This window comes from Oceanibaculum sp., assembly GCF_022449305.1.
Classification (GTDB): Bacteria; Pseudomonadota; Alphaproteobacteria; order Oceanibaculales; family Oceanibaculaceae; genus Oceanibaculum; species Oceanibaculum indicum.
In genome coordinates this window covers 38,189-61,092 of the sequence record NZ_JAKUSO010000012.1, presented here as the reverse complement: position 1 = coordinate 61,092, position 22,904 = coordinate 38,189, and the positions used below count along the sequence as shown (strand labels likewise).

The following is a 22,904-nucleotide window of genomic DNA, read 5'->3' as shown; positions in this document are numbered from 1 at the left end:
CAAGCCGCGCGGGCGGCCGCGCGGCATCAACCGGCCGGGGGCTTCGCGCTGGTTCGCGGAGCGCGGGTACGCCGACCTGCTGCACCAGGACCTGCGCCTGCGCACCTACCTGCATGACCGCCTGGCCCAGGCCGGCGTCAGCAAGGTGATCATCGAGCGTGCGGCCAAGAAGGCCCGTATCCCCATCCACAGCGCCCGTCCGGGCGTGGTGATCGGCAAGAAGGGCTCGGACATCGACAAGCTGCGTGCCGACCTGCAGGGCCAGCCCGGTAACGAGGTGAACCTGAACATCGTCGAAATCCGCAAGCCGGAGATCGACGCCCGCCTGATCGCGGAGAGCATTGCGCAGCAGCTGGAACGCCGCGTCGCCTTCCGCCGCGCCATGAAGCGCGCGGTGCAGTCGGCCATGCGTCTGGGCGCGCTGGGCATCCGGATCAACTGCGGCGGCCGCCTCGGCGGCGCCGAGATCGCCCGGACCGAATGGTACCGCGAAGGGCGGGTTCCGCTGCACACGCTGCGCGCGGAAGTTGACTATGGCACGGCCACGGCGAAGACGACCTATGGCACCTGCGGCGTAAAGGTCTGGGTGTTCAAGGGCGAAATCCTTGGGCATGACCCCTACGCCCAGGACAAGCGCCAGGCTGATGCGCAGCCGGCGTCGCGCTAAGGCGGAACGGAACGCGAGAAGAAACGGGTAACGTATCATGTTGCAACCGAAGCGGACCAAGTATCGCAAGGCCTTCAAGGGCCGTATCCATGGCGCGGCCAAGGGTGGCACGACGCTGAATTTCGGCGCCTTTGGCCTGAAGGCCATGGAGCCGGAGCGCGTGACCGCGCGTCAGATCGAGGCGGCCCGCCGCGCGATCACCCGCCATATCCGCCGTCAGGGCCGGGTGTGGATCCGCATCTTCCCGGATGTCCCGGTCTCCAAGAAGCCGGCCGAGGTTCGTCAGGGTAAGGGTAAGGGTACGCCGGAATACTGGGCGTGCCGTGTGAAGCCGGGCCGGATCATGTTCGAACTGGACGGCGTGCCGCGCGATCTTGCGGAGCGGGCCTTCGAACTGGCGGCCGCGAAGCTGCCGATCCGCACCCGTTTCGTGACTCGCCTGGGCGAGGAGGGCTAAGAAATGAAGGCGTCCGATATTCGCGCCAAGAGCGAGGACGAGCTGAAGCAGCAGCTGGTCGATTTGCGCAAGGAGGCGTTCAACCTGCGCTTCCAGAAGGCAAGCGGCCAGCTTGAGAACACCGCGCGCGTCCGTCAGGTGCGTCGCACCATCGCGCAGATCAAGACCATTCTGCACCAGCGCCAGGCCGGCGCTGGCGCGGCGTGAGCCCGGAAAAGGTCGGGAGTTAGAAGATGCCGAGGCGTCAATTGCAGGGCACCGTGGTCAGTGACGCGAACGACAAGACCGTCGTCGTACAGGTCGATCGTCGCGTTATGCACCCGGTCTATAAGAAATTCATCACGCGCTCCAAGAAGTACCATGCGCATGACGAGGAGAATCGGTTGAAGGTCGGCGATCTGGTGAAGATCGAGGAGTGCCGGCCGATCTCCAAGAACAAGCGCTGGCGCGTCGTATCCGACGAGCTGGGCGCGGGCGCCTAAGGGATCGAGGACGAAGAAATGATCCAGGTTCAGACCAACCTAGAAGTGGCCGACAATTCCGGCGCGCGCCGTGTGCAGTGCATCAAGGTGCTGGGCGGTTCGAAGCGTCGGTTTGCGTCGGTCGGGGATATCATCGTCGTCTCGGTCAAGGAGGCGATCCCGCGCGGCCGTGTGAAGAAGGGCGACGTGCATCGCGCCGTGATCGTGCGTACCGCCAAGGACGTGCGCCGTGTCGATGGCACGGTGATCCGCTTCGACCGTAACGCCGCCGTGCTGATCAACAAGCAGGGCGAGCCGATCGGCACCCGTATCTTCGGTCCGGTGGTGCGAGAGCTGCGGGCCAAGAAGTTCATGAAGATCGTCTCGCTGGCGCCAGAGGTGCTGTGATGGCCGAAAAGTTCAAGATCAAGAAGGGCGACCAGGTCGTTATCCTGACCGGCAAGGACAAGGGCAAGCGCGGCGAAGTGCTGCGCGTGCTGCGCACGGAGAACCGTGTGCTGGTCCAGGGCGTCAACATGGTGAAGCGCCATCAGCGCGCCACCCAGACGAGCCAGGGCGGGATTGTCGAGAAGGAAGCGGCGTTGCACATCTCCAACGTCGCCCATATCGACCCGAAGGAAGACAAGCCGACCCGCGTCGGTTTCAAGATTCTCGATGATGGCCGCAAGGTGCGCTTCGCCAGGCGCTCCGGCGAAGTCATCGACGCGTGAGGACCAAGGCCATGACCCGGTTGCGAGAGCAGTACGAGAGCACGATCCGAAAGAGCCTGCAGGAGAAGTTCGGGTACGATAACCCGTTCTCCGTGCCGCGCCTGGACAAGATCGTGATCAATATGGGTGTCGGCGAGGCGGTGCAGGACTCCAAGAAGGTCCAGCAGGCGGCTTCGGAGATGGCCCTGATCACCGGCCAGAAGCCGGTCATCACCCGCGCCAAGAAGTCGATCGCCGGCTTCAAGCTGCGTGACGGCATGCCGATCGGCTGCAAGGTCACCCTGCGGCGCGAGCGCATGTACGAATTCCTGGATCGGCTGATCACGATCGCCCTGCCGCGCGTCCGCGACTTCCGCGGCGTGCCGACGAAGAGCTTCGATGGGCGCGGCAATTACGCGCTGGGCCTGAAAGAGCAGATCGTCTTCCCGGAAATCGATTACGACAAGGTCGATGATATCCGCGGCATGGATATCGTGATCTGCACCACCGCGAAGACGGACGAGGAAGCCCGCGAGCTTCTGAACGGCTTCAATATGCCGTTCACCAAGAACTGACGGGCGGAGGCGAAAGACGATGGCTAAGAAGAGTGCAATCGAGAAGAACAAGCGTCGGGCCCAGATGGCCCAGCGCTATGCCGCGAAGCGGACCCGCCTGAAGGCGATTGCCGACGATCAGAGCCTGCCGATGGAGGAGCGGTTCGCCGCCCGCCTGAAGCTGGCCCAGATGCCGCGCAACAGCGCGCCGACGCGCGTGCGCAACCGCTGCGAAGTTACCGGGCGTCCGCGGGCGTTCTATCGCAAACTGAAAATGTCGCGCATTGCGTTGCGCGATCTGGCCTCCACCGGGCAGATCCCCGGTATGGTCAAGTCGAGCTGGTAGAGAGAGGGCGGTCACATGTCGATGAGTGATCCCTTGGGGGATATGCTGACCCGCATTCGGAATGCGCAGCAGGCACGTAAGACGAGCGTCGTGAGCCCGTCCTCGCGTCTCCGGCTGAATGTTCTGAACGTGCTGAAGAGCGAAGGCTATATTCGCGGCTTCGAGGAACTCGATGTGCGCCCCGGCGTGCGCGAGATCCGCATCGAGCTGAAGTATCACGACGGCGCGCCGGTCATTAACGAGATCAGCCGCGTGTCGAAGCCGGGCCGCCGCGTCTATTCGCGGATCAAGGAACTGCCGCAGGTCTATAACGGCCTGGGGATTTCGATCCTGTCGACCCCGCGTGGCGTGATGTCCGATCATGAGGCCCGCGCTGCCAATGTCGGCGGCGAAGTCCTCTGCCGCGTGTTCTAAGGAAGGCGGAGTGTCATGTCTCGCGTAGGGAAAAATCCGGTCTCCGTTCCCAGCGGCGTCGAGGTTAAGGTCGCCGACGGAACGATCACGACCAAGGGCAAGCTGGGCCAGCTCAGCGTGCCGTACGTGACCAACCTGGTCAGCGTCAGCGTCACCGACGGTTCCGTCGATGTGAAGCCGGCGAATGACAGCAAGGAGTCCCGGTCGCTCTGGGGCACCACCCGCAACCTCGTCCGCAACATGGTGGTCGGGGTCAGCGAGGGCTGGACCAAGAAGCTGGAAATCACCGGCGTTGGTTATCGTGCCGCCGTCGAGGGCAAGGACCTGGTGCTGAGCCTCGGCTTCAGCCATCCGGTGCGGCACCCGATCCCCGAGGGGATCAAGATTGTGTGCCCTGCGCCGACCCAGGTTGAGATCAGCGGCGCCGATAAGCAGCTGGTCGGCCAGGTCGCCTCGGAAATTCGCGCCTATCGCGGCCCCGAGCCCTATAAGGGCAAGGGCGTGCGCTACGCCGACGAGGTGATCCTGCGCAAGGAAGGCAAGAAGAAGTAAGGCTTGAAAGAACGGTAAGGATCCTCCCAATGCGGAAGGCGAATGAGCTTTATGAACGGCGCAAGATGCGGGTACGCTCGCAGCTGCGGAAGAAGTCCAGCGGGCGTCCGCGCCTGTCGGTGTTCCGTTCCAGCAAGCAGATTTATGTGCAGATCATCGACGACTCCCAGGGGGTGACCCTGGCGTCGGCCTCGACCATCGAGAAGGATCTGCGCGAGAAGCTGAAGACCGGTGCGACGATCGATGCGGCCAAGGAAGTTGGCAAGCTGATCGCGGAGCGCGCGCTGAAGGCGGGCGTCACCACCGTGGTGTTCGACCGTGGCGGCTACATCTATCATGGACGTGTGAAGGCCCTGGCCGACGCCGCCCGTGAGGCCGGCTTGTCGTTCTGAGCCGAGACTAGGAATACGGAAGGGCCTGAAGATGGCACGTGGGCAGAGAGAAGAGCGCGGCCGGGACCGGGATCGGGATCGGGAAGAGTCCGATCTGATCGAGAAGCTGGTCGGCATCAATCGCGTCGCGAAAGTGGTGAAGGGCGGCCGTCGTTTCGGCTTCGCTGCCCTGGTCGTCGTCGGCGATGGCCGTGGCCGGGTCGGCTTCGGCACCGGCAAGGCGCGCGAGGTTCCGGAATCGATCCGCAAGGCGACGGAAATGGCGCGCCGCACCATGATCCGCGTGCCGCTGCGCGAGGGCCGCACCCTGCATCATGACGTGTTCGGCCATTATGGCGCCGGCAATGTCGTGCTGCGCGCGGCGCCGGCCGGTACCGGCATCATCGCCGGTGGTCCGATGCGCGCCATTCTGGAAGCGCTGGGCGTGCAGGACGTGGTGGCTAAGTCGGTCGGCACCTCCAACCCGCACAACATGATCCGGGCGACCTTCGAGGCGCTGAAGCACATCTATTCGCCGCGCCAGGTTGCGGCACGCCGCGGCAAGCGCGTGTCCGACATTCTGGGCCGTGGCGACAAGGCGGACGCCGATTCGGCGGAAGCCGCTCTGCAGGAGTAAGATAGATGGCGACGAAAAAGAAGGCGGCCGCCGCCACCCTCCGCGTGACGCAGGTCGGTAGCCCGATCGGCCGCGAGAAGGACCAGCGCGCGACGCTGGTTGGCCTGGGCCTGAACAAGATGAATCGCACCCGCGAGCTGGAGGATACTCCGGCGGTGCGCGGCATGATCGCCAAGGTGCATCATCTCGTGCGGGTCGAACCCACGGCCTGATACCGGTTGCGCCCCGCCGAAAGACCGGCGGGGCCTCCGGTTTTCGGGAAGAATTTTCCCGTGGCCTTCCGGGCCGCGAAAGACCATTTAGGATTGAGCGCCTTCGCTCCAGGGATACGTCATCATGAAGCTGAACGAGATTCGCGACAATGAAGGGGCCCGGAAGGGCCGCAAGCGCCTCGGCCGGGGCATCGGTTCGGGCCTCGGCAAGACGTCGGGCCGCGGCCACAAGGGTCAGGGTGCGCGTACCGGCGTGGCGATCAAGGGCTTCGAAGGCGGTCAGATGCCGCTGGAGCGCCGTATTCCGAAGCGCGGCTTCCGCTCTCGCTCGCAGCTGGAGTACCAGGTCGTGAACCTGGGCCGCCTGCAGGCCGCCATCGACGATGGCAAGCTGGACGCCAAGAAGGACATCGACGCGGCGGCCCTGGCTGGTGCCGGCCTGATCCGCAGCGCTGGCGACAAGGTCAGCCTGCTGGCGAAGGGCGAGCTGAAGGCCAAGGTGAAGCTGGCCGTGGACCGGGCTTCCAAGACGGCGCTGGCCGCCGTTGAGAAGGCCGGCGGCTCCGTCACGCTCCCGGAGGCGTCCGCGCCGGCCGCGAGCGAGTAACGCCTCATGGCCTCTGCCGCCGAACAGCTCGCCTCTCAGATCAATTTCGGCGCCTTCTCCAAGGCGACGGAACTGAAGAAGCGCATCTGGTTCACGCTGGGTGCGCTGATCGTCTACCGTCTCGGCACCTATATCCCGATTCCCGGTATCGACCCGGTGATTCTGGCGGAAATCTTCCGCCAGAATTCCGGCGGTATTCTGGGCATGTTCGACATGTTCGCCGGCGGTGCGCTGGGGCGCATGACGATCTTCGCCCTGAACATCATGCCGTACACCCCGGCCTCCATCATGCCGCAGCTGATGACGGCGGTAGCGCCGACGCGTGAGGCGCTGAAGAAGGAAGGCGAGTCAGGCCGCAAGAAGATCAACCAGTACACCCGTTATCTGACGGTGGTGCTGGCGACCGCGCAGGCCTTCGGCATCGTGGTTGGGCTTGAGGGGATGAGCGGTTCGGCCGGTTCTGCCGTGGTGGATCCGGGCTGGTTCTTCCGCGTGACCGCGGTCATCACGCTGGTCGGCGGCACCATCTTCCTCATGTGGCTGGGCGAGCAGATCACCGCGCGCGGCATCGGCAATGGCATCTCGCTGATCATCTTCGCGGGCATTGTCGCCAATCTGCCGGCTGCCCTGGTGAACACGCTGGAACTGGGCCGTACCGGTGCGCTGTCGGCCGGCCTGATAATCCTGCTTCTGGTCGGCGCGGTGGCGGTTATCGCCTTCGTCTGCTTCATGGAGCGCGCGCAGCGCCGCAGCCTGATTCTCGTCGTTGTCATCGCGGTGTTCGCGCTGATCGTATTCGTGGAACGCGCACAGCGCCGGCTGCTGATCCAGTATCCGAAGCGCCAGGTCGGCAACCGCATGTTCCAGGGCGACACCTCGCACCTGCCGCTGAAGCTCAACACTTCGGGCGTCATTCCGCCGATCTTCGCCTCGTCGCTGCTGCTGCTGCCGATCACGCTGGCGAACTTCACGGCGGGCCAGGGCCCGGCCTGGATGAGCACCGTGACCAGCCTGCTGGGCCATGGACAGCCGCTGTACATGGCGCTGTATATCTTCCTGATCGTGTTCTTCGCCTTCTTCTACACGGCGATCGTCTTCAACCCGGCGGACACGGCGGAGAACCTGCGCAAGCATGGCGGCTTCATTCCGGGTATCCGTCCGGGCAAGAACACGGCCGACTATCTGGACTATGTGCTGACCCGTCTGACCGTGGTTGGCGCCGCCTATCTGGCCATTGTCTGTATTCTGCCGGAACTGCTGATCAGCCAGTATGCCGTGCCGTTCTATTTCGGCGGCACCAGCCTGCTGATCGTGGTCACGGTGACCATGGACACGGTCGGTCAAATACAGTCCCACCTGCTGGCACACCAGTATGAAGGGCTGATCAAGAAGTCGAAGCTTCGGGGGAGGCGGGGATGAATCTGATACTGCTGGGGGCGCCGGGCGCTGGGAAGGGAACCCAGGCACGGCGTCTGCAGGACAAGCATGGGCTTGTCCAGCTGTCCACGGGCGACATGCTGCGCGCTGCCGTCAGCGCCGGCACCGAGGTGGGCAAGAAGGCCAAGGCGATCATGGATGCCGGCAAGCTGGTGTCCGACGACATCATGATTGCGATGATCGCCGACCGCATCTCCCAGCCGGATTGCAAGAATGGTTTCATCCTGGACGGCTTTCCGCGCACCACGGCTCAGGCCGAGGCACTGGACGGTATGCTGGCCGAGAAGGGCCTTAAGCTCGACCATGTGATCGAGATGAAGGTCGATGAAGAGGCGCTGGTGGAGCGCGTGACCGGCCGGTACAGCTGCGCCAAGTGCGGTGCCGGCTATCACGACCGGTTCCAGAAGCCGAAGGTCGACGGCGTGTGCGACAGCTGCGGCAGCACCGAGTTCAAGCGCCGCGCCGACGACAATGAGGAAACGGTGCGCGCGCGCCTCGTTGCCTATCGTGACCAGACCGCGCCGATCCTTCCCTACTACCGGGGCAAGGGTGTGCTGAAGGCGGTCGATGGCATGGCGGAGATCGACGAGGTCACTCGTCAGATCGAGGCGATTATTGGGTGACGGTATTGGTTGACTCCGGATCGAAGGGCCGTATAATCCGCGCCCGCGGTTGCGCAGCTTCCGTACCGTTTGTCGTGTCTGAAATCAGGGCTGATGTTCAGCCCCTGTCTGTTGTTTAAGGAGCAGGTCTCGTGGCTCGTATTGCTGGCGTGAACATTCCGACGCAGAAGCGTGTGGAAATCGCCCTTACCTACATTCACGGCATCGGCCGCACCAAGGCGAAGGAACTGTGCTCCAAGCTCAGCATTCCCTTCGAGCGCCGCGTGAACGAACTGACCGACGACGAGGTCCTGCGCATCCGCGAGACCATCGACGCCGATTTCATCGTCGAAGGCGATCTGCGCCGCGAGACCGCGATGAACATCAAACGCCTGATGGACCTCGGCTGCTATCGCGGCCTGCGTCATCGCAAGGGGCTGCCGGTGCACGGTCAGCGGACCCACACGAACGCCCGCACCCGCAAGGGCCCGGCGCGTCCGATCGCCGGCAAGAAGAAGTAAGACTGGAAGGACGCAAGAATTATGGCCAAGCAGCCGCAGCAGCGCCGCCGCAAAGAGCGCAAGAATATCTCCTCTGGCGTGGCGCACGTGAACGCCTCCTTCAACAACACGATGATCACGATCAGCGATGCCCAGGGCAACGCGATCTCCTGGTCGTCGGCTGGCATGATGGGCTTCAAGGGTTCGCGTAAGTCCACCCCCTACGCTGCCCAAATGGCGGCTGAGGATGCGGGCCGCAAGGCCCAGGAGCATGGCATGCGGACCCTCGATGTCGAGGTCAAGGGTCCGGGCTCCGGTCGTGAGTCGGCGCTGCGGGCACTGCAGTCGCTTGGTCTGCAGATCATGTCGATCCGCGACGTGACCCCGATCCCGCATAATGGCTGCCGGCCGCCCAAGCGGCGCCGGGTCTGATCGAGGCCATTTTCTCCGGGTTTCCTGCCGCGGCCGTTGCTTCAAGAAAGACGGCCGCGTCAGTGTTAGCAAGGAAGCCCGCTTTTGACACAGATTGTGTGAGGTTGCTCCAGTGATCCAGAAGAACTGGCAGGCATTGATCAAACCGAACAAGCTCGACGTCCAGCAGGGCGGCGACGCGGACCGGCAGGCGACCATTGTCGCCGAGCCGCTGGAGCGGGGCTTCGGCCTGACGCTCGGCAACGCGCTGCGCCGCGTGCTGCTGTCCTCGCTGCAGGGCGCGGCCGTGACCGCCATCCATGTGGATGGCGTGCTGCACGAGTTCTCCTCGATCCCGGGCGTGCGCGAGGATGTGACGGACATCGTCCTGAACATCAAGGCGCTGGCCCTGCGGATGCATGCGGAAGGCCCGAAGAAGATGCGCCTGCGCGTCGACGGGCCGGCCGAGGTGACCGCCGGCATGATCGAGACCGGTGCCGACATCGAGATCATGAATCCGGAGCTGCATATCTGCACGCTGGATGCCGATGCGCATCTGGTGATGGAACTGACCGTCGAAACCGGCAAGGGCTATGTCCCGTCGTCGGCCAACCGCGCCGAGGATGCGCCGATCGGTCTGATCCCGGTCGATGCCATCTTCAGCCCGGTGCGCAAGGTCTCCTACAAGGTGGAGAACACCCGCGTCGGCCAGACCACGGACTATGACAAGCTGTCTATGGTGCTGGAGACGAACGGCGTGGTGACGCCTGAGGATGCGGTGGCCCTGGCTGCACGCATCCTGCAGGACCAGCTGCAGCTGTTCATCAACTTCGAGGAGCCGCAGGCACGCGGCTCGGAGGAGGAATCCTCCGAACTGCCGTTCAATAAGAACCTGCTGCGCAAGGTGGACGAGCTGGAACTGTCGGTCCGCTCGGCCAACTGCCTGAAGAACGACAATATCGTCTATATCGGCGACCTGGTTCAGAAGACCGAGGCCGAGATGCTGCGGACCCCGAACTTCGGCCGCAAGTCCTTGAACGAGATCAAGGAAGTGCTGTCGCAGATGGGCCTGCACCTCGGCATGGAAATTCCGAACTGGCCGCCGGAGAACATCGAGGAACTGGCGAAGCGGCTGGAAGAGCCCTACTAAGCCGGTTTCAGTCTTGCGTTAGGTCGCGGTTGGCGGTACATCCCCGGCCTGGTTTCAGAAGCAACGGCGGGAAGCCGTCGCGAGGGAGTTTTAGAAATGCGTCACGGTAAGAGCGGTCGGAAGCTCAATCGCACTTCGTCGCACCGTCAGGCGATGTTCAGCAACATGGCGGCGGCACTGATCAAGCACGAGCAGATCAAGACGACGCTGCCGAAGGCCAAGGAGCTGCGTCCGGTGGTCGAGAAGCTGATCACGCTGGGCAAGCGCGGCGGCATCCATGCCCGCCGTCAGGTCTTCGCCTTCCTGCGCGACGACGCCACCACGGCCAAGCTGTTCGAGACGCTGGGCCAGCGCTATTCGGAGCGTCCGGGCGGCTACACCCGCGTGCTGAAGGCCGGCTTCCGCTATGGCGATGCCGCCCCGATGGCTATCATCGAGCTGGTGGACCGCGATCCGGAGGCCAAGGGCCAGGACAGCGGCCCGGTGATGGGCGCTGACGAGGCTGAGGCGGTCGCCGCCTAAGGCCGGCACACAGGCAATTACGCAAAAGGGCGTCCTTCGGGGCGCCCTTTTCGTTTATCCCCCTCATCCCGTGCATATGACCCCATCATTCGCAGGGGCTTGCAGCCAGCCTTTCAGTTCACATATCTGCCGCATCCTTTTCCCCCAACAGCAAGAACAGAAAAACGGTCATGTCGGCAGAAAAGCTCTCCTTCCAGGCGGAAGTCAGCCGCCTCCTCGATATCGTCGTGAACTCGCTCTACAGCGAGAAGGAAATCTTCCTGCGCGAACTGGTGTCCAACGCCTCTGATGCCTGCGACAAGCTGCGCTATCTGGCGCTCACCAAGGGCGAATTACTGGGCGATGACGCGACGTTCGCGATCACGCTTACTACGGATGCGAAGGCGCGCACGCTCACCATCTCGGACAATGGCATCGGCATGGACCGGGACGAGCTGATCGCCAATCTGGGCACCATCGCGCGGTCCGGCACGGCGGCTTTCGTCGGCGAGCTGAGCGGAGACGCGAAGAAGGACACCAACCTGATCGGCCAGTTCGGCGTCGGCTTCTATTCCGCCTATATGGTGGCCGAGAAGGTCGAGGTGCTGACCCGCAAGGCGGGGGAGGAGGCCGCCTGGCTGTGGACCTCCGACGGGCGCGGCGACTTCACCATCCAGCAGAGCGAGAAGGCTGGGCGCGGCACGCTGATCACGCTGCATCTGCGCGAGGGCAGCGAGGAATATCTGGAGGCCGACCGGCTGCGCCAGATCGTGAAGCGCTACTCCGATCATATCGCCATCCCGATCCGGCTGGTGGACGGCGACAAGACCGAGACGCTGAATCGCGCCTCGGCGCTGTGGACGCGCTCCAGGAGCGAGATCACGCCGGAGGAATACAAGGAATTCTATCACCATGCCGCCCACGCCTTTGATGAGCCGTGGGAGACGCTGCACTGGCAGGCCGAGGGGCTGATCTCCTACACCGGCCTGCTGTTCGTGCCGGGATCGCGCCCGTTCGACCTGTTCCATCCGGAGCGCAAGAGCCGGGTGAAGCTCTATGTCCGCCGCGTCTTTATCACCGACGATTGCCAGGAACTGGTGCCGGAATATCTGCGCTTCCTGCGCGGCGTGGTGGATTCCGAAGATCTGCCGCTGAACGTCAGCCGCGAGATGCTGCAGGCGAGCCCCGTGGTGCAGAAAATCCGCCAGGGCATCGTGAAGCGCGTGCTGGGCGAGCTGCAGAAGAAGGCCGAGAAGGAGCCGGAGGCCTATGCCGGCTTCTGGGAGAATTTCGGCCCGGTGCTGAAGGAAGGGCTCTACAGCGAGCATGGCGGCGACCGCGAGCAGCTGCTGAAGCTGGCGCGCTTCCGCTCCAGCAATGGCGACGGGCTGGTCAGCCTTGCCGACTATGCTGGCCGCATGAAGGAAGGTCAGGACACCATCTTCTACATCACCGGCGAGGATGCGGCGGCCCTGCTGGAAAGCCCGCAGCTGGAAGGCTTCCGCGCCAAGGGCGTCGAGGTGCTGCTGCTGACCGACCCGATCGACGAGTTCTGGATTCCCTCCGTCGTCGAATATGAGGGGCACAAGTTCAAGTCGGTCACCCGCGGCGGCACCGACCTCGCCAAGGTGAAGGGGGCTGAGAAGTCGGACGCGGACAAGCAGGAGGAGGCCGACAACAAGGATGATGTCGGCAGCCTGGTCGCGCTGATGAAGCTGGCGCTCAAGGATGAGGTGAAGGATGTCCGCGCGTCAGAACGGCTGACCGACAGCGCGGTCTGCCTGGTCGCCGACGAGGGCGACATGGACATGCATCTGGAACGGCTGCTACGCCAGCACAAGCAGCTCGACAACAGCTTCAAGCGCATCCTGGAGGTGAACCCCGCCCATCCGGTGATCCGCAAGCTGGCGGCCCATGTGGCGGCGAAGGGCGGCGAGGCCAGCATCGACGATGCCGCTCTGCTGCTGCTCGATCAGGCCCGCATCCTGGAAGGCGAGCCGCTGCGCGACGCCAAGGGCTTCGCCACCCGCCTGTCCGCCTTCCTGGAAAAAGGGCTGGCCTGATATAGCACTCACCTTGTCATTGCCGGGCTTGACCCGGCAATCCAGGGCTACAGACCGAAGCGTCTCAGGCTGAGCACCGCCCCTGGACCCCCGGGTCAAGCCCGGGGGTGACAATCTGGGTATGAAGGCCGTGGCGTCAGATCGCCGCCAGCGCCTGTTCCAGATCGGCAATCAGATCCTCGATCTTCTCGATGCCGACGGAGAAGCGCAGCAGGTCGCCGGGCACCGGGCTGGTGTCGCCCTCGATGGAGCGGCGATGCTCCACCAGGCTCTCCACGCCGCCCAGCGAGGTGGCGCGCTTGAACAGCTTCAGGTCGGCGGCCAGGGCGATGGCCTTCTGCTCGCCGCCCTTTACCCGCATCGACAGCATGCCGCTGAAGCCGCCGCTCATCTGGCGCGCCGCAATGGTATGGCCGGGATGCGCGGGCAGGCCCGGATAGAGCATCTTTTCCAGCTTCGGATGATTCTCGAAATGCTGGGCGATGGCCATGGCGTTGGCGCTGGCGGCGCGCACGCGGATGTGCAGGGTGCGCATGCCGCGCAGCAGCAGCCAGGCCTCGAACGGGCCGATGATGGTGCCGACATCCTTGCGGATGGCGACGATGCGGCGCCAGAAATCATCCTCCTTGGCGGTGACGATGGCGCCGGCGATCACGTCGCTGTGGCCGTTGATGTATTTCGTGGCGGAATGCATGACCAGGTCGGCGCCATGCTCCAGCGGGCGCGACAGCACAGGCGTCGCCACCGTCGAATCGACTGCCAGCTTAGCACCCACCGAATGGGCGATCCGCGCCGCCTCGGCCAGGTCGGTCACCGTCCACATCGGGTTGGAGGGCGTTTCCGCCCAGATCAGCGCCGGGCGGTGCTGCTCGGTCAGCGCCTTCAGCGCCGCCATATCGTCATTCTGGTAATAGACGATCTTAACGCCCCATTCGACGCCCCATTCGTTCAGCCATTTGCGCACGCCCCAGTACATCACTTCCGGCACCAGCGCGGTGTCGCCCGGCTTCAGCGCCATGAAGATGCCGGTCGCCGCCGACATGCCAGACGCCACCAGCAGGCTGGCGGCCCCGTTCTCCAGTTTGGTCAGCACGCCTTCGGCCAGGCGGACCGTCTGGTTGTCCGGCCGGCCATAGATATGGCCGCGGGCGTAAGTCAGGTCCGCCTCGCGCTCATAGGTGCTGGCGATATAGACGGGCGGGGTGACGGCGCCGGTCAGGGGCTCGACAAAACCAAGCGCCTGGGCGGCCAGCGTCTCGGGCGACGCATCGGGGAAGTTCTTGCTCATGCGCTAGCACTAGCGCGGCGCGGCTATCCCCGGCAAGTGCGCTGCGCGCATGGGCCGCACGCTGATATTGGTGCGGCCCACCCGGTTCAGAAACCCGCCTCAGAAAGAGGCGATACGCGGCAGGGACAGCGGCGGCTGCGGGCGCTTCACGGCGATGCGCTGCCGGGGGGCGAACAGGCGCTTTAAGCCCCGGCCGAGCGAGCGCAGCCATTGCGCGTTGGTCTCGGCCCGCAAATGATGGGCATGGCGGATATGGGCTGCCACGATTTCTGGCGTGGGATATTCGGTAAGGATGATAATGCGGGGTGTGCTCATCTCTTCCTCCTGTCGGTGCTTGGCGGGAAGATGCCTGTCCCCAAGATTATTCATTGCCAATTAAATGATAATCCGCTGAAATGTGGCCGATTAATTTCCATTAGGGAAATAAAGCGATGGATCGTTTTCTCGCCTTGCGCATCTTCAACGCGGTCGTGGAGGAGGAGAGCCTGATCGGCGCCAGCCGCAAACTGGCGCTGTCGCCCTCCGCCATCAGCAAGAATCTGGCGGCGCTGGAGGAGGAGCTGGGGGCGCGACTGCTGAACCGTACCACGCGCCGCGTCAGCCTGACCGAGGCCGGCGAAGCCTATTACGAGCGCACGGCGCGGCTGCTGGGCGATCTGGAGGAGGCGGACGGCATGGTCAGCCGCATGGAAGGCGCGCCGCGCGGCGTGCTGCGCGTCTCCGCACCGATCAGTTTCGGCCAGCGCCATCTGGCCCCGGCGCTGCCGGATTTCCGGGTGCAGCACCCGGAGGTGGTGGTGCAGATGTTCCTGGAGGACCGGGTGGTCGATCTGGTGGCGGAGCGGTTCGACCTCGCCATCCGCATCGCCAACCTGCGCGATTCCAGCCTGGTCGCCCGCAAGCTGGCCTCCAACCACCGCAAGATCTACGCGGCGCCGGACTATATCGCCCGGCACGGCCTGCCTGTCACGCCATCGGACATCGAACAGCACGCGCTGGTGACGATGCCGCCCGGCTCGCCGCTGCTGGACCTGACCCTGACGCGCGGGGATGAGGTCCGCTCGCTGCACCTGCTGGGCGATATCCAGCTGAATTCTGTGGAGGGTGTGCTGGCCGCCTGCCTCGCCGGTGGTGGGCTGGCGGTGCTGCCCAGCTACATGGTCTGCGACCATCTGATCGCCGGACGGCTGGTGCCGGTGCTGCCGGACTACACCGTGCCGGACACGGTGATCCAGGCGGTGTTCCCGTCCTCGCGCCACCTGTCGATCAAGGTGCGGGCGTTCATCGACTTCATGGTCGCGCGCTTCAGCCCGATGCCGCCCTGGGAGTGTGCGGACCGTATGCCCGCTGCTGCTCCCAGAGCGGAACTGGTCGAGGCGGATTAGGCTGCCGGTTTCGGCAGCGCCTCCTGCGGCACCTTCATACCGGGCAATGCGGCCATGCGCGTCATCCAGGCCTGGATGGCCGGATAGGCCTCCAGCGACAGCTCCGCATCGCCGGCATAGGCGGCGGTGACATAGCAGGCGATGTCGGCGACGGTCGGCTTCGCACCCACCAGATAGTCCTTGCCGGTCAGCGCCTCGTTCAGCATGCCGAGCGCGCGCTCGCCCCGGCCCTTGAAGAAGGCGATCACGTCGGCTGGGCCATTGTAGAACAGGCGCTGGGCGCGGGTGGCGGCGATGCCGGGGTACATCAGGTCAGCCTCCCAGAACAGCCATTCGCGGACCTGGCGCTTTTCCTCCGGATTGGCGCCATCGTACTTGCCGGTCTTTGCCGCCAGCTCCAGCAGGATCGCGCCGGACTGGGTCATCGGCGTGCCATCGGCAACCAGCACCGGCACCTGGCCCCATTTGTTGAGCTTCAGGAAGTCGGGCGTCTTGCTCTCGCCGGCACGCAGATTGACGTGCTTGTAGTCATAGGGCAGGCCGCACAGGTCGAGCATCAGCCCGGTCTTCACGCAGGGCATGGACAGAAAGGTACCGTAGAGGGTGTAGCTGGACATGGTTTCCTCGGTTGAGACTGTTCCGGAGATGGAACTGCTGCCGAGGGTATGCCGCTCCTGCGTCCTACGCCAGAGGCTCGAAGGGGGAGCCTTTCGGTTCGGAGAAGCCGAAGAAGGCCCAGCTCTGCGCCATGTGCGGCGGCAGCGGCGCGGTGACGGTCAGGGTCTTGCCGTTCGGCCGCTTCAGCGTGATCTGCCGCGCATGCAGGTGCAGCTTGCGCGACAGCCCGTCGCCGGCCAGCAGGGCCGCCTGCCCGCCATATTTGCCGTCGCCCTGGATCGGCGTGCCGATGGCCTGCATGTGCACGCGCAGCTGGTGCGTGCGGCCGGTGACCGGGCGCATGGCGACGAAGGCGGCCTGCTTGCCGACGGCCTCCACCACCATGAAGTCGGTGATCGAGCGCTTGCCCTCTTCCTCGTCGATATCCATCTTCTCGCCGCGCTTGCCGGGCAGCTTGGCGATCGGCAGGTCGATGCGGCCCTCGCGCGGCTTCGGGATGCCCGCCGTAATCGCCCAGTACAGCTTTTCCGCATCCTTGGCGCGGAAGGCCGCGGTCAGCCAGCGCGCGGCGGCGGCTGTGCGTGCCAGCAGCAGCACGCCGCTGGTGTCCTTGTCCAGCCGGTGGACCAGGCGCGGCCGTTCCTTCGCATCGAAGGTCAGCGCGTCCAGCAGCGCATCGATATGGGTGGTCATGCCGGTACCGCCCTGCACGGCAAGGCCGGCCGGCTTGTTGATCGCCAGCACCTCGTCATCGCGGTACAGCACCGCGTCGCGCAGCATCGCCTCCAGCTTCGCATCGGCTTTCGGGCGCTGCGGCGTCCTTGGCGGGGGCGCGGAGTCGAGATCGCCCAGCGGCGGCACGCGCACGGCCTGCCCGGCCTCCAGCCGGTGGTTCGCCTTCACGCGCTTGCCATCGACGCGCACCTGGCCGGTGCGCAGCAGCTTTTCCAGCCGGCCATGGCCCAGCGCCGGATAATGCTTGCGGAACCAGCGGTCGAGGCGGGTATCCGCATCCTCCGGCGTGATGGTCAGGGTCTCGACGCCGCTCATGACAGCACCTGCCTTGTCAGATACATGGCCAGGAAGACGGCGGCCAGACAACCGATGACCGACGCGCCGACATAGAGGAAGGCCGGCCCGTAGGCACCGCGCCCGGACAGCACGGCGACATCCAGCGAGAAGGCGGAGAAAGTGGTCAGCGCGCCCAGGAAGCCGGTGACCAGGAAGCCGCGCAGCTCCGGCGAGGCCTGGAACTTCAGCGCCAGCCCCTCGACCAGCACGCCGATCAGGAAGCAGCCGATCAGGTTCACCGTCAGCGTCCCCCAGGGGAAGCCGGTGCCCAGCCACTGGCCCATCAGCCTGTTCACCTCGTGGCGCGCCACGGCACCCACCGCGCCGCCCAGCGCGACTGCTATCAGCATGTTCATGGGCGTTCTTCTGCTCGCTTTCCGTCGGGTCGATCCTGCGCCGACCGTGCCTTGGGTCAAGCCTGTACACCCGTGGGCAGGAAAAATGCAAAAAAATCGCATCCAGCCGGGATTAGAGGCAGGGGCTCAGGCGTATACCTTCACGAGTGCGGAAGGAAATCCGCGCTATCCTTCGGTTTCCCCGACCCGACCTTGAGCCGTTCGATGCCGCGCCATTCCCTCTCCCATCTGCTTGCCACAGAGACTGACCGGTTGCGGCGCTATGCCCGCAGCCTGGTCCGTGGCCGGGAGGAGGCGGAGGATCTGGTGCAGGAGACCCTGCTGCGCGGCATCGAACGGTCTTCTTCCTGGGACCCGTCACGGCCGCTCGGACCCTGGCTGTTCAGCATCCTGCACAATCTCTATGCCACTGGCATGCGCCGTGCGCAGTCGCGCGAGCGGGCACTGCGCCATATCGGGCTGCTGCTGGAGTCGCCCCGTTCGTCGCCGAGCACGCCCGCCGCCCAGATGGAGCTGAATGAGACGCTGAGGGCGCTCTACGAGCTGCCGGAGGAGCAGCGCCAGGTGCTGGTGCTGGTGACCATTGAGGACCTGTCCTACGAGGAGGCCGCCGCCCGCCTCGATATCCCGCTGGGCACGCTGATGTCGCGCCTGGCGCGTGGCCGTGAAGCCCTGCGGCAGGCGGTGGACCGTGACGAGAAACGCCCGGGCGGGCTGAAACTGGTGAGGTGAGACATGGAAACGCCCATCGACCGTTCGATCAGTGAAACCGATCTGCACGCCTATATCGATGGCGGGCTGGAGGAAGAGCGGATGCGCGCTGTCGAGACCTATCTCGACGCCCATCCGGAAGAGGCCGAACGCGTGCGCGCCTACGCCCTGCAGCGGCTGGAGATCACCCGCTATCTGGATGCGGAAATGCAGGTGAAGCCGCTGCGCACCGAACGGCTGTCCAGGCGCCTGTCGCAGGCGCTGGCGCTGCGGAATGCGCGCCCCTGGCTAATGCGCAGCATTGCCGCCTGCCTGCTGGTCGCGCTGGGCTGGGGGGCACGGGATTTGGCCATCTTGCCGGCAACCGCCGCCTTGCCGGTCTTCGCCAATGAAGCGTCCGAAGCGCATGAGACGGTCGCCGAAATCGATCTGCCACTGTCAGAGGTGCTGCGTGCGGAGCCGATGGCGCTGGTCAATTATCTCGCCCGGCACGACCAGGCCGACCTGCCGGTACGGGCGCTGTCTCTGGATGGGTTGCTGGTCCGCGGCGCGCAGCTGGTCCCCTGGGATGAAGGTACGGCGCTGCAATTCGTGTTCGAGAAAGCCGATGGCGGCCAGCGCGTCACCCTGTTCGTTGCCGTTCCCCGCAAGGCGGCGCATCTGGACCCACGCCCGGTGACGCTGAAGGGCGTGCCGATGGTGTACTGGCAGAGCGGCCGGATGGCCTTCGCGCTCAGCGGCGATCTGCCGGAAACCGTGCTGAACGCTTATGCCACGCATATCGAACATGAAACCGAGCGGCGCGGCTGAACCGGCCTTTCCCTACCGCCAACGAGAGTATGAACAGGCCATGCTGGCACCCGGCGACCCCGTTCCCTGGTTTTCCTGCGATTCCACGGTCAATCCGCGTTTCTTCTTTCCTTCGGTCGCGGACAAGCCGATTGCGGTCTTTTTCTTCGGATCGTTCGCAACGCCGCTCATGGCGCAGCTGTGGGAGGCCTTTTTCGCCGCGCGGCTGCAGTTCGCGGCGCGGGGCTTCCGTGTCATCGGGGTGAGTGTCGATCCGCGTGACCGGCAGCAACCCCGGCTGATCGATGCACGGCAGGACTTCGTCACCCTGTGGGACGCGGAGATGAAGATCAGCAGCCTGTTCGGCGTGGCGCAGCGGCAGATGGCGCCGGGTGCGGGCCCGGGCGCGGTCATGGCCAACTGGTCCTATGCGCCGGCTGTTTGTCTGCTGGACGAAAATCTGCGGGTCATTGACTGGATTCCGCTGGGCGATGCGAAGACGCATGTCGCGCGGACACTCGCGCGGATCGATGCGCTGCCGCCGCGGCCCGCCCCGCGTCTGGTCGAACAATGCGCGCCGGTGCTGCAGGTGCCGAATGTGATCGACCGGCAGCTCTGCCGGACGCTGATCGAGACCTGGGAGCAGGAAGGCAATACCGAGTCCGGCTATATGGAGCGCGATGGCAAGGGCAAGCTGGTCGGCTATATCGACCACAGCCGCAAGCGCCGCCGCGATCATTTCCTGCCGAACCAGTCGCCGCTCTATGTAAATCTGAGAGACATCGTCACGCAGCGCATCGTGCCGATGGTGGCGCGCGCCTATCACTACCAGATCAGCCGGGTCGAGCGCTTCTGCATTGCCTGCTATGACGGCGAGGATGGCGGCGGCTATTTCAAGGCGCACCGGGATTTCACCGGGCCGGAATCGCACCGCGCCTTCGCCATGACGATCAATCTGAACGCCGAGGAGTATGAGGGCGGACATCTGGTGTTCCCGGAGTTCGGGCCGCATCTCTACCGTCCCGGAACCGGCGATGCGGTGCTGTTCTCGGGCTATCTGATGCATGAGGTGCAGCCGGTCACGCGCGGGCGCCGCTTCGCGCTGCTCTCCTTCTTCTATGGCGAGCGCGAGGCCAGGGTGCGCGAACAGTACGCCCAGACCCATGGCATCGGGCACGAGACGGTGCGCGGCACGCCCGAATATGAACGGCTGAAGGCCGTCGGGAATGACGGGTAGCAGGGGATAAAGGCTCAGCTGGCTGGACTTTCGGGGGCCGATACCTTAGAACGCCGCCTTCGATTGCGAGAAAGCCGACATCCCCATGGATCATCTCGACGCGCTCGAAAGCCAGTCGATCTACATTTTCCGCGAGGCGTTCAACCGGTTTGACCGGCTGGCCATGCTGTGGTCGCTGGGCAAGGATTCGAACGTCATGATATGGCTGGCCCGCAAGGCCTTCTTCGGCCATATCCCGTTTCCGCTGCTGTTCTGCGACACCGGCAAGAAGTTCCCGGAAATGTACGAGTTCCGCGACCGCTACCGGCAGGAGTGGGAACTGAACCTTGTCGTACGGGACTGCCCGCCGATCGAGGAGATCGACGCGACCCTGCCGCCTGCCGCCCGGTCGGCCGCGCGCAAGACCGAGGCGCTGAAGCGCGCCATCGCGGAATTCGACTTCCAGGCGGTGGTTGCCGGCATCCGCCGCGACGAGGAGCCGACACGCGCCAAGGAGCGTGTGTTCAGCCCGCGCGGCGTCGATGCGGCCTGGAACTTCAAGGACCAGCCGCCGGAATTCTGGGACCAGTACAACACCGATTTCGCACCCGGCACGCATGTCCGCATCCATCCGATCCTGCATTGGACGGAGCTGGACATCTGGCGCTACATCCAGCGCGAGAAGATCCCCGTGGTGCCGCTCTATTTCTCGAAGAACGGCAAGCGCTACCGCAGCTTGGGCGATACCGACATCACCCATCCGGTTGCCAGCGAGGCGGCGACCATCGAGGAGATCATCGCCGAGCTGGAGCAGACCCGCGTGCCGGAGCGCAGCGGCCGTGCCATGGATACCGAGACCGAGGACGCCTTCGAGCGGCTGCGCACGGCGGGGTATATGTGATGACGGCAACGATCCAGGGCACGGCTCCGCTGACCATCGTCATCGTCGGCCATGTCGATCACGGTAAATCCACGCTGGTCGGGCGGCTGATCCATGACACCGGCTCCATGCCAGACGGCAAGCTGGAAGCCATCCGGGCGATGTCGGAAAAGCGCGGCATGCCCTTCGAATGGGCCTTCCTGCTGGATGCCTTCCAGGCCGAGCGCGACCAGGGCATCACCATCGACACGACGCAGATCCACTTCAAGACCGAGACGCGGCCCTACCTCATCGTCGATGCGCCGGGCCACAAGGAATTCCTGAAGAACATGATCACCGGTGCGTCCGCTGCTGCTGCCGCCGTGCTGGTGGTCGATGCGGTGGATGGCGTGCAGGAACAGTCCCGCCGGCACGGCTATCTGCTGCATCTGCTGGGGGTGCGCCAAGTCGTGGTGGCGGTGAACAAGATGGACCTCTCCGGCTACGATGCCGCGCGCTTTGCCCAGGTCGAGGCGGATATCCGCTCCTATCTGGACTCCATCGGGGTAGAGCCGCTGCAGGTGGTGCCGGTCTCGGCGCGCGAGGGCGACAATATCGCCCGCCGCTCGGACGCCATGCCCTGGTATCAGGGGCCGACGGTTACTGGGGCGCTGGATGGCTGCGTGCCGCCGCCACCGCCGGTCGATCTGCCGCTGCGCCTGCCGGTGCAGGATGTCTATAAGTTCGACCAGCGCCGCATCCTCGCCGGCCGCATCGAAAGCGGCAGCCTGTCGGTCGGTGACCGTATCCTGGTCTCTCCAGCGAACAAGAGCGCGCGCATCGCCAGCATCGAGGCGTGGAATGCCGCCGCGCCAGTGACCGGTGCCAGCGCCGGCCAGTCGGTCGGCATCACGCTGGACGAGCCGATCTTCGTCGAGCGCGGGCAGATCGTCAGCCATGCCGAGACCGCGCCGGTCGAGACCAACGTGTTCCGCGCGCGGCTGTTCTGGCTGGGCCATGCGCCGCTGCGCCAGGGCAAGACCTACAAGATGAAGCTGGCGACCGGCGAGTTCCCGGTCGAGGTGGAGCGGATCGAGACGGTCATCGATGTCGGCGACCTGTCGCTCAGCGCCAGTGAGGCGGTGGAGCGCAATGGCGTTGCCGAGGTGGTGCTGCGGTCCCGCTCGCTGCTGGCGCTGGACGAGTTCCAGCGCAACCCGCGCACCGGGCGCTTCGTGCTGGTCGCGGGCTACGACATTGTCGGCGGCGGCATCGTCTCGATGGAAGGCTATCCCGACCAGCGCGCCCAGCGCACCGTGGTCTCCACCAACATCCACGCGGTGGAAAGCCGGGTGGCGATGGAGGATCGCTGGCAGAAGAACAACCACAAGAGCGGCGTGATCTGGCTGACCGGCCTGTCCGGGGCGGGCAAGACCACGCTGGCGCTGGCGCTGGAACATGAACTGCACCGCAAGGGCTATCAGGTCTATGTGCTGGACGGCGACAATATCCGCCACGGCCTGTCCGCCGATCTGGGTTTCTCGCCAGACGACAGGGCGGAGAATATCCGCCGCGTCGGTGAGGTCTCGGCGCTGTTCGCCCAAGCCGGCATGATCGTCGTCACCGCCTTCATCTCGCCCTACCGGGCCGACCGTGACCATGTGCGCGACATTGCCGGGACGCTGTTCCACGAGGTCCATGTGAAGGCGGATGTCGCCACCTGCGAGCTGCGCGACCCGAAGGGGCTGTACAAGAAGGCGCGGGCCGGCGAGATCAAGGATTTCACCGGCATTTCCGCCCCCTACGAGCCGCCGCAGGCGCCGGAGCTGGTGGTGGATACGGCGAACCAGAGCATCGAGCAGTCGGTGGCCGAACTGCTGGCCTATGTCACCACGCATTTCCGGCTGACGACAAAGACGGCCGCGGCAGGCTAATATCCGGGGTCCGTGGATCAGGGAG

32 protein-coding genes are annotated in these 22,904 nt (G+C 64.9%); 27 read left to right on the top strand and 5 right to left on the bottom strand.

Features of this window, described 5'->3' with window-relative positions; all coding sequences use genetic code 11:
• The 21 genes from rpsC to htpG all read left to right on the top strand — a co-directional run.
• A partial coding sequence (gene rpsC, locus MK313_RS06215) for a 30S ribosomal protein S3 (RefSeq protein ID WP_416054110.1) occupies window positions 1–667 on the top strand: 667 nt, incomplete at its 5' end.
• A 37-nt stretch (window positions 668–704) separates the two neighbouring features.
• Window positions 705–1,124, top strand: a complete 420-nt coding sequence (gene rplP, locus MK313_RS06210) for a 50S ribosomal protein L16 (RefSeq protein ID WP_008945166.1) — start codon at window positions 705–707, stop codon at window positions 1,122–1,124.
• 3 nt (window positions 1,125–1,127) lie between these two features.
• Window positions 1,128–1,331, top strand: coding sequence for a 50S ribosomal protein L29 (rpmC, locus tag MK313_RS06205; RefSeq protein ID WP_008945167.1), 204 nt, complete (start codon window positions 1,128–1,130; stop codon window positions 1,329–1,331).
• Between the two features lie 26 nt (window positions 1,332–1,357).
• Window positions 1,358–1,606 (top strand): 30S ribosomal protein S17, encoded by a 249-nt coding sequence (rpsQ, locus tag MK313_RS06200; RefSeq protein ID WP_008945168.1) that lies wholly within the window; start codon window positions 1,358–1,360, stop codon window positions 1,604–1,606.
• A gap of 18 nt (window positions 1,607–1,624) precedes the next feature.
• Window positions 1,625–1,993 (top strand): 50S ribosomal protein L14, encoded by a 369-nt coding sequence (gene rplN / locus MK313_RS06195; protein WP_008945169.1) that lies wholly within the window; start codon window positions 1,625–1,627, stop codon window positions 1,991–1,993.
• The gene (rplX, locus tag MK313_RS06190) at window positions 1,993–2,316 is read left to right on the top strand and encodes a 50S ribosomal protein L24 (RefSeq protein WP_008945170.1); all 324 of its coding nucleotides are present in this window, start codon (window positions 1,993–1,995) and stop codon (window positions 2,314–2,316) included. The genes rplN and rplX overlap by 1 nt, the downstream gene beginning before the upstream one ends.
• Before the next feature lie 11 nt (window positions 2,317–2,327).
• Window positions 2,328–2,870, top strand: coding sequence for a 50S ribosomal protein L5 (gene rplE / locus MK313_RS06185; RefSeq protein ID WP_008945171.1), 543 nt, complete (start codon window positions 2,328–2,330; stop codon window positions 2,868–2,870).
• Window positions 2,871–2,889: 19 nt separating this feature from the next.
• A complete protein-coding gene (rpsN, locus tag MK313_RS06180) occupies window positions 2,890–3,195 on the top strand; it encodes a 30S ribosomal protein S14 (protein ID WP_008945172.1) in 306 nt (101 codons plus the stop codon).
• 15 nt (window positions 3,196–3,210) lie between these two features.
• Window positions 3,211–3,609: a 30S ribosomal protein S8 gene (gene rpsH, locus MK313_RS06175; RefSeq protein ID WP_008945173.1), complete on the top strand. Its 399-nt coding sequence runs from the start codon at window positions 3,211–3,213 to the stop codon at window positions 3,607–3,609.
• Between the two features lie 15 nt (window positions 3,610–3,624).
• Window positions 3,625–4,161, top strand: coding sequence for a 50S ribosomal protein L6 (gene rplF / locus MK313_RS06170; RefSeq protein WP_008945174.1), 537 nt, complete (start codon window positions 3,625–3,627; stop codon window positions 4,159–4,161).
• A gap of 29 nt (window positions 4,162–4,190) precedes the next feature.
• Complete coding sequence (gene rplR, locus MK313_RS06165) at window positions 4,191–4,553, top strand: 50S ribosomal protein L18 (RefSeq protein ID WP_008945175.1); 363 nt, start codon at window positions 4,191–4,193, stop codon at window positions 4,551–4,553.
• Window positions 4,554–4,584: 31 nt separating this feature from the next.
• On the top strand, window positions 4,585–5,169 hold the full coding sequence (gene rpsE / locus MK313_RS06160) for a 30S ribosomal protein S5 (RefSeq protein ID WP_287780491.1): 585 nt from the start codon (window positions 4,585–4,587) through the stop codon (window positions 5,167–5,169).
• 5 nt (window positions 5,170–5,174) lie between these two features.
• On the top strand, window positions 5,175–5,381 hold the full coding sequence (gene rpmD, locus MK313_RS06155) for a 50S ribosomal protein L30 (RefSeq protein WP_287780490.1): 207 nt from the start codon (window positions 5,175–5,177) through the stop codon (window positions 5,379–5,381).
• A 124-nt stretch (window positions 5,382–5,505) separates the two neighbouring features.
• Complete coding sequence (gene rplO, locus MK313_RS06150; protein WP_008945178.1) at window positions 5,506–5,988, top strand: 50S ribosomal protein L15; 483 nt, start codon at window positions 5,506–5,508, stop codon at window positions 5,986–5,988.
• Window positions 5,989–5,994: 6 nt separating this feature from the next.
• Window positions 5,995–7,407: a preprotein translocase subunit SecY gene (secY, locus tag MK313_RS06145; protein WP_287780489.1), complete on the top strand. Its 1,413-nt coding sequence runs from the start codon at window positions 5,995–5,997 to the stop codon at window positions 7,405–7,407.
• Window positions 7,404–8,048 (top strand): adenylate kinase, encoded by a 645-nt coding sequence (locus MK313_RS06140; RefSeq protein WP_287780488.1) that lies wholly within the window; start codon window positions 7,404–7,406, stop codon window positions 8,046–8,048. The genes secY and MK313_RS06140 overlap by 4 nt, the downstream gene beginning before the upstream one ends.
• 131 nt (window positions 8,049–8,179) lie before the next feature.
• Window positions 8,180–8,548, top strand: coding sequence for a 30S ribosomal protein S13 (gene rpsM / locus MK313_RS06135; protein WP_008945181.1), 369 nt, complete (start codon window positions 8,180–8,182; stop codon window positions 8,546–8,548).
• 21 nt (window positions 8,549–8,569) lie between these two features.
• Window positions 8,570–8,959 (top strand): 30S ribosomal protein S11, encoded by a 390-nt coding sequence (gene rpsK / locus MK313_RS06130; protein ID WP_008945182.1) that lies wholly within the window; start codon window positions 8,570–8,572, stop codon window positions 8,957–8,959.
• 112 nt (window positions 8,960–9,071) lie between these two features.
• Window positions 9,072–10,088: a DNA-directed RNA polymerase subunit alpha gene (locus MK313_RS06125; protein ID WP_121219044.1), complete on the top strand. Its 1,017-nt coding sequence runs from the start codon at window positions 9,072–9,074 to the stop codon at window positions 10,086–10,088.
• A 96-nt stretch (window positions 10,089–10,184) separates the two neighbouring features.
• Window positions 10,185–10,610, top strand: coding sequence for a 50S ribosomal protein L17 (rplQ, locus tag MK313_RS06120; protein ID WP_008945184.1), 426 nt, complete (start codon window positions 10,185–10,187; stop codon window positions 10,608–10,610).
• 170 nt (window positions 10,611–10,780) lie between these two features.
• Window positions 10,781–12,652, top strand: a complete 1,872-nt coding sequence (htpG, locus tag MK313_RS06115; protein WP_287780487.1) for a molecular chaperone HtpG — start codon at window positions 10,781–10,783, stop codon at window positions 12,650–12,652.
• 136 nt (window positions 12,653–12,788) lie between these two features.
• Here the strand turns inward: htpG and MK313_RS06110 are convergent, their stop codons facing one another.
• Together MK313_RS06110 and MK313_RS06105 are read right to left on the bottom strand one after the other, a co-directional pair.
• Window positions 12,789–13,940, bottom strand: a complete 1,152-nt coding sequence (locus MK313_RS06110; protein WP_287780486.1) for a trans-sulfuration enzyme family protein — start codon at window positions 13,938–13,940, stop codon at window positions 12,789–12,791.
• A gap of 99 nt (window positions 13,941–14,039) precedes the next feature.
• Window positions 14,040–14,255, bottom strand: a complete 216-nt coding sequence (locus MK313_RS06105) for an RSP_7527 family protein (protein WP_287780485.1) — start codon at window positions 14,253–14,255, stop codon at window positions 14,040–14,042.
• A gap of 116 nt (window positions 14,256–14,371) precedes the next feature.
• On the opposite strand from MK313_RS06105, the gene MK313_RS06100 reads away from it, so the two are divergent.
• Window positions 14,372–15,325, top strand: coding sequence for a LysR family transcriptional regulator (locus MK313_RS06100; protein WP_287780484.1), 954 nt, complete (start codon window positions 14,372–14,374; stop codon window positions 15,323–15,325).
• Here MK313_RS06100 and MK313_RS06095 read toward each other — a convergent pair.
• The 3 genes from MK313_RS06095 to crcB form a co-directional block, all read right to left on the bottom strand.
• The gene (locus tag MK313_RS06095; protein WP_287780483.1) at window positions 15,322–15,942 is read right to left on the bottom strand and encodes a glutathione S-transferase family protein; all 621 of its coding nucleotides are present in this window, start codon (window positions 15,940–15,942) and stop codon (window positions 15,322–15,324) included. The two genes, MK313_RS06100 and MK313_RS06095, sit on opposite strands and share 4 nt — an antisense overlap.
• Window positions 15,943–16,006: 64 nt before the next feature.
• Window positions 16,007–16,993, bottom strand: a complete 987-nt coding sequence (locus MK313_RS06090; protein WP_287780482.1) for an RluA family pseudouridine synthase — start codon at window positions 16,991–16,993, stop codon at window positions 16,007–16,009.
• Window positions 16,990–17,370, bottom strand: a complete 381-nt coding sequence (gene crcB / locus MK313_RS06085) for a fluoride efflux transporter CrcB (RefSeq protein WP_008945191.1) — start codon at window positions 17,368–17,370, stop codon at window positions 16,990–16,992. The genes MK313_RS06090 and crcB overlap by 4 nt, the downstream gene beginning before the upstream one ends.
• Window positions 17,371–17,574: 204 nt before the next feature.
• Here crcB and MK313_RS06080 point away from each other — a divergent pair, with 204 nt between their 5' ends.
• The 5 genes from MK313_RS06080 (at window position 17,575) to cysC (ending at window position 22,879) form a co-directional block, all read left to right on the top strand.
• A complete protein-coding gene (locus MK313_RS06080) occupies window positions 17,575–18,102 on the top strand; it encodes a sigma-70 family RNA polymerase sigma factor (RefSeq protein WP_287780481.1) in 528 nt (175 codons plus the stop codon).
• Window positions 18,103–18,105: 3 nt separating this feature from the next.
• Window positions 18,106–18,891 (top strand): anti-sigma factor family protein, encoded by a 786-nt coding sequence (locus MK313_RS06075; protein WP_287780480.1) that lies wholly within the window; start codon window positions 18,106–18,108, stop codon window positions 18,889–18,891.
• A 40-nt stretch (window positions 18,892–18,931) separates the two neighbouring features.
• Window positions 18,932–20,107: a 2OG-Fe(II) oxygenase gene (locus MK313_RS06070; protein ID WP_287780479.1), complete on the top strand. Its 1,176-nt coding sequence runs from the start codon at window positions 18,932–18,934 to the stop codon at window positions 20,105–20,107.
• An 85-nt stretch (window positions 20,108–20,192) separates the two neighbouring features.
• Window positions 20,193–20,987: a sulfate adenylyltransferase subunit CysD gene (gene cysD, locus MK313_RS06065; RefSeq protein ID WP_008945195.1), complete on the top strand. Its 795-nt coding sequence runs from the start codon at window positions 20,193–20,195 to the stop codon at window positions 20,985–20,987.
• Window positions 20,987–22,879, top strand: coding sequence for an adenylyl-sulfate kinase (cysC, locus tag MK313_RS06060; RefSeq protein WP_287780478.1), 1,893 nt, complete (start codon window positions 20,987–20,989; stop codon window positions 22,877–22,879). The genes cysD and cysC overlap by 1 nt, the downstream gene beginning before the upstream one ends.
• Window positions 22,880–22,904: the final 25 nt, after the last annotated feature.

Coding starts and splice junctions, on each gene's coding strand:
- rplF (WP_008945174.1), top strand. CDS start 3,625: ATGTCTCGCGTAGGGAAAAATCCGGTCTCCGTTCCCAGCGGCGTCGAG.
- rplE (WP_008945171.1), top strand. CDS start 2,328: ATGACCCGGTTGCGAGAGCAGTACGAGAGCACGATCCGAAAGAGCCTG.
- MK313_RS06110 (WP_287780486.1), bottom strand. CDS start 13,940: ATGAGCAAGAACTTCCCCGATGCGTCGCCCGAGACGCTGGCCGCCCAG.
- MK313_RS06095 (WP_287780483.1), bottom strand. CDS start 15,942: ATGTCCAGCTACACCCTCTACGGTACCTTTCTGTCCATGCCCTGCGTG.
- rplR (WP_008945175.1), top strand. CDS start 4,191: ATGCGGAAGGCGAATGAGCTTTATGAACGGCGCAAGATGCGGGTACGC.
- rpsN (WP_008945172.1), top strand. CDS start 2,890: ATGGCTAAGAAGAGTGCAATCGAGAAGAACAAGCGTCGGGCCCAGATG.
- rpsE (WP_287780491.1), top strand. CDS start 4,585: ATGGCACGTGGGCAGAGAGAAGAGCGCGGCCGGGACCGGGATCGGGAT.
- MK313_RS06140 (WP_287780488.1), top strand. CDS start 7,404: ATGAATCTGATACTGCTGGGGGCGCCGGGCGCTGGGAAGGGAACCCAG.
- htpG (WP_287780487.1), top strand. CDS start 10,781: ATGTCGGCAGAAAAGCTCTCCTTCCAGGCGGAAGTCAGCCGCCTCCTC.
- MK313_RS06100 (WP_287780484.1), top strand. CDS start 14,372: ATGGATCGTTTTCTCGCCTTGCGCATCTTCAACGCGGTCGTGGAGGAG.
- rpsH (WP_008945173.1), top strand. CDS start 3,211: ATGTCGATGAGTGATCCCTTGGGGGATATGCTGACCCGCATTCGGAAT.
- rpmC (WP_008945167.1), top strand. CDS start 1,128: ATGAAGGCGTCCGATATTCGCGCCAAGAGCGAGGACGAGCTGAAGCAG.
- MK313_RS06105 (WP_287780485.1), bottom strand. CDS start 14,255: ATGAGCACACCCCGCATTATCATCCTTACCGAATATCCCACGCCAGAA.
- rplP (WP_008945166.1), top strand. CDS start 705: ATGTTGCAACCGAAGCGGACCAAGTATCGCAAGGCCTTCAAGGGCCGT.
- MK313_RS06075 (WP_287780480.1), top strand. CDS start 18,106: ATGGAAACGCCCATCGACCGTTCGATCAGTGAAACCGATCTGCACGCC.
- cysD (WP_008945195.1), top strand. CDS start 20,193: ATGGATCATCTCGACGCGCTCGAAAGCCAGTCGATCTACATTTTCCGC.
- MK313_RS06080 (WP_287780481.1), top strand. CDS start 17,575: ATGCCGCGCCATTCCCTCTCCCATCTGCTTGCCACAGAGACTGACCGG.
- MK313_RS06090 (WP_287780482.1), bottom strand. CDS start 16,993: ATGAGCGGCGTCGAGACCCTGACCATCACGCCGGAGGATGCGGATACC.
- rplQ (WP_008945184.1), top strand. CDS start 10,185: ATGCGTCACGGTAAGAGCGGTCGGAAGCTCAATCGCACTTCGTCGCAC.
- rpsK (WP_008945182.1), top strand. CDS start 8,570: ATGGCCAAGCAGCCGCAGCAGCGCCGCCGCAAAGAGCGCAAGAATATC.
- MK313_RS06070 (WP_287780479.1), top strand. CDS start 18,932: ATGCTGGCACCCGGCGACCCCGTTCCCTGGTTTTCCTGCGATTCCACG.
- crcB (WP_008945191.1), bottom strand. CDS start 17,370: ATGAACATGCTGATAGCAGTCGCGCTGGGCGGCGCGGTGGGTGCCGTG.
- secY (WP_287780489.1), top strand. CDS start 5,995: ATGGCCTCTGCCGCCGAACAGCTCGCCTCTCAGATCAATTTCGGCGCC.
- rplX (WP_008945170.1), top strand. CDS start 1,993: ATGGCCGAAAAGTTCAAGATCAAGAAGGGCGACCAGGTCGTTATCCTG.
- rplN (WP_008945169.1), top strand. CDS start 1,625: ATGATCCAGGTTCAGACCAACCTAGAAGTGGCCGACAATTCCGGCGCG.
- rpmD (WP_287780490.1), top strand. CDS start 5,175: ATGGCGACGAAAAAGAAGGCGGCCGCCGCCACCCTCCGCGTGACGCAG.
- rplO (WP_008945178.1), top strand. CDS start 5,506: ATGAAGCTGAACGAGATTCGCGACAATGAAGGGGCCCGGAAGGGCCGC.
- cysC (WP_287780478.1), top strand. CDS start 20,987: ATGACGGCAACGATCCAGGGCACGGCTCCGCTGACCATCGTCATCGTC.
- rpsQ (WP_008945168.1), top strand. CDS start 1,358: ATGCCGAGGCGTCAATTGCAGGGCACCGTGGTCAGTGACGCGAACGAC.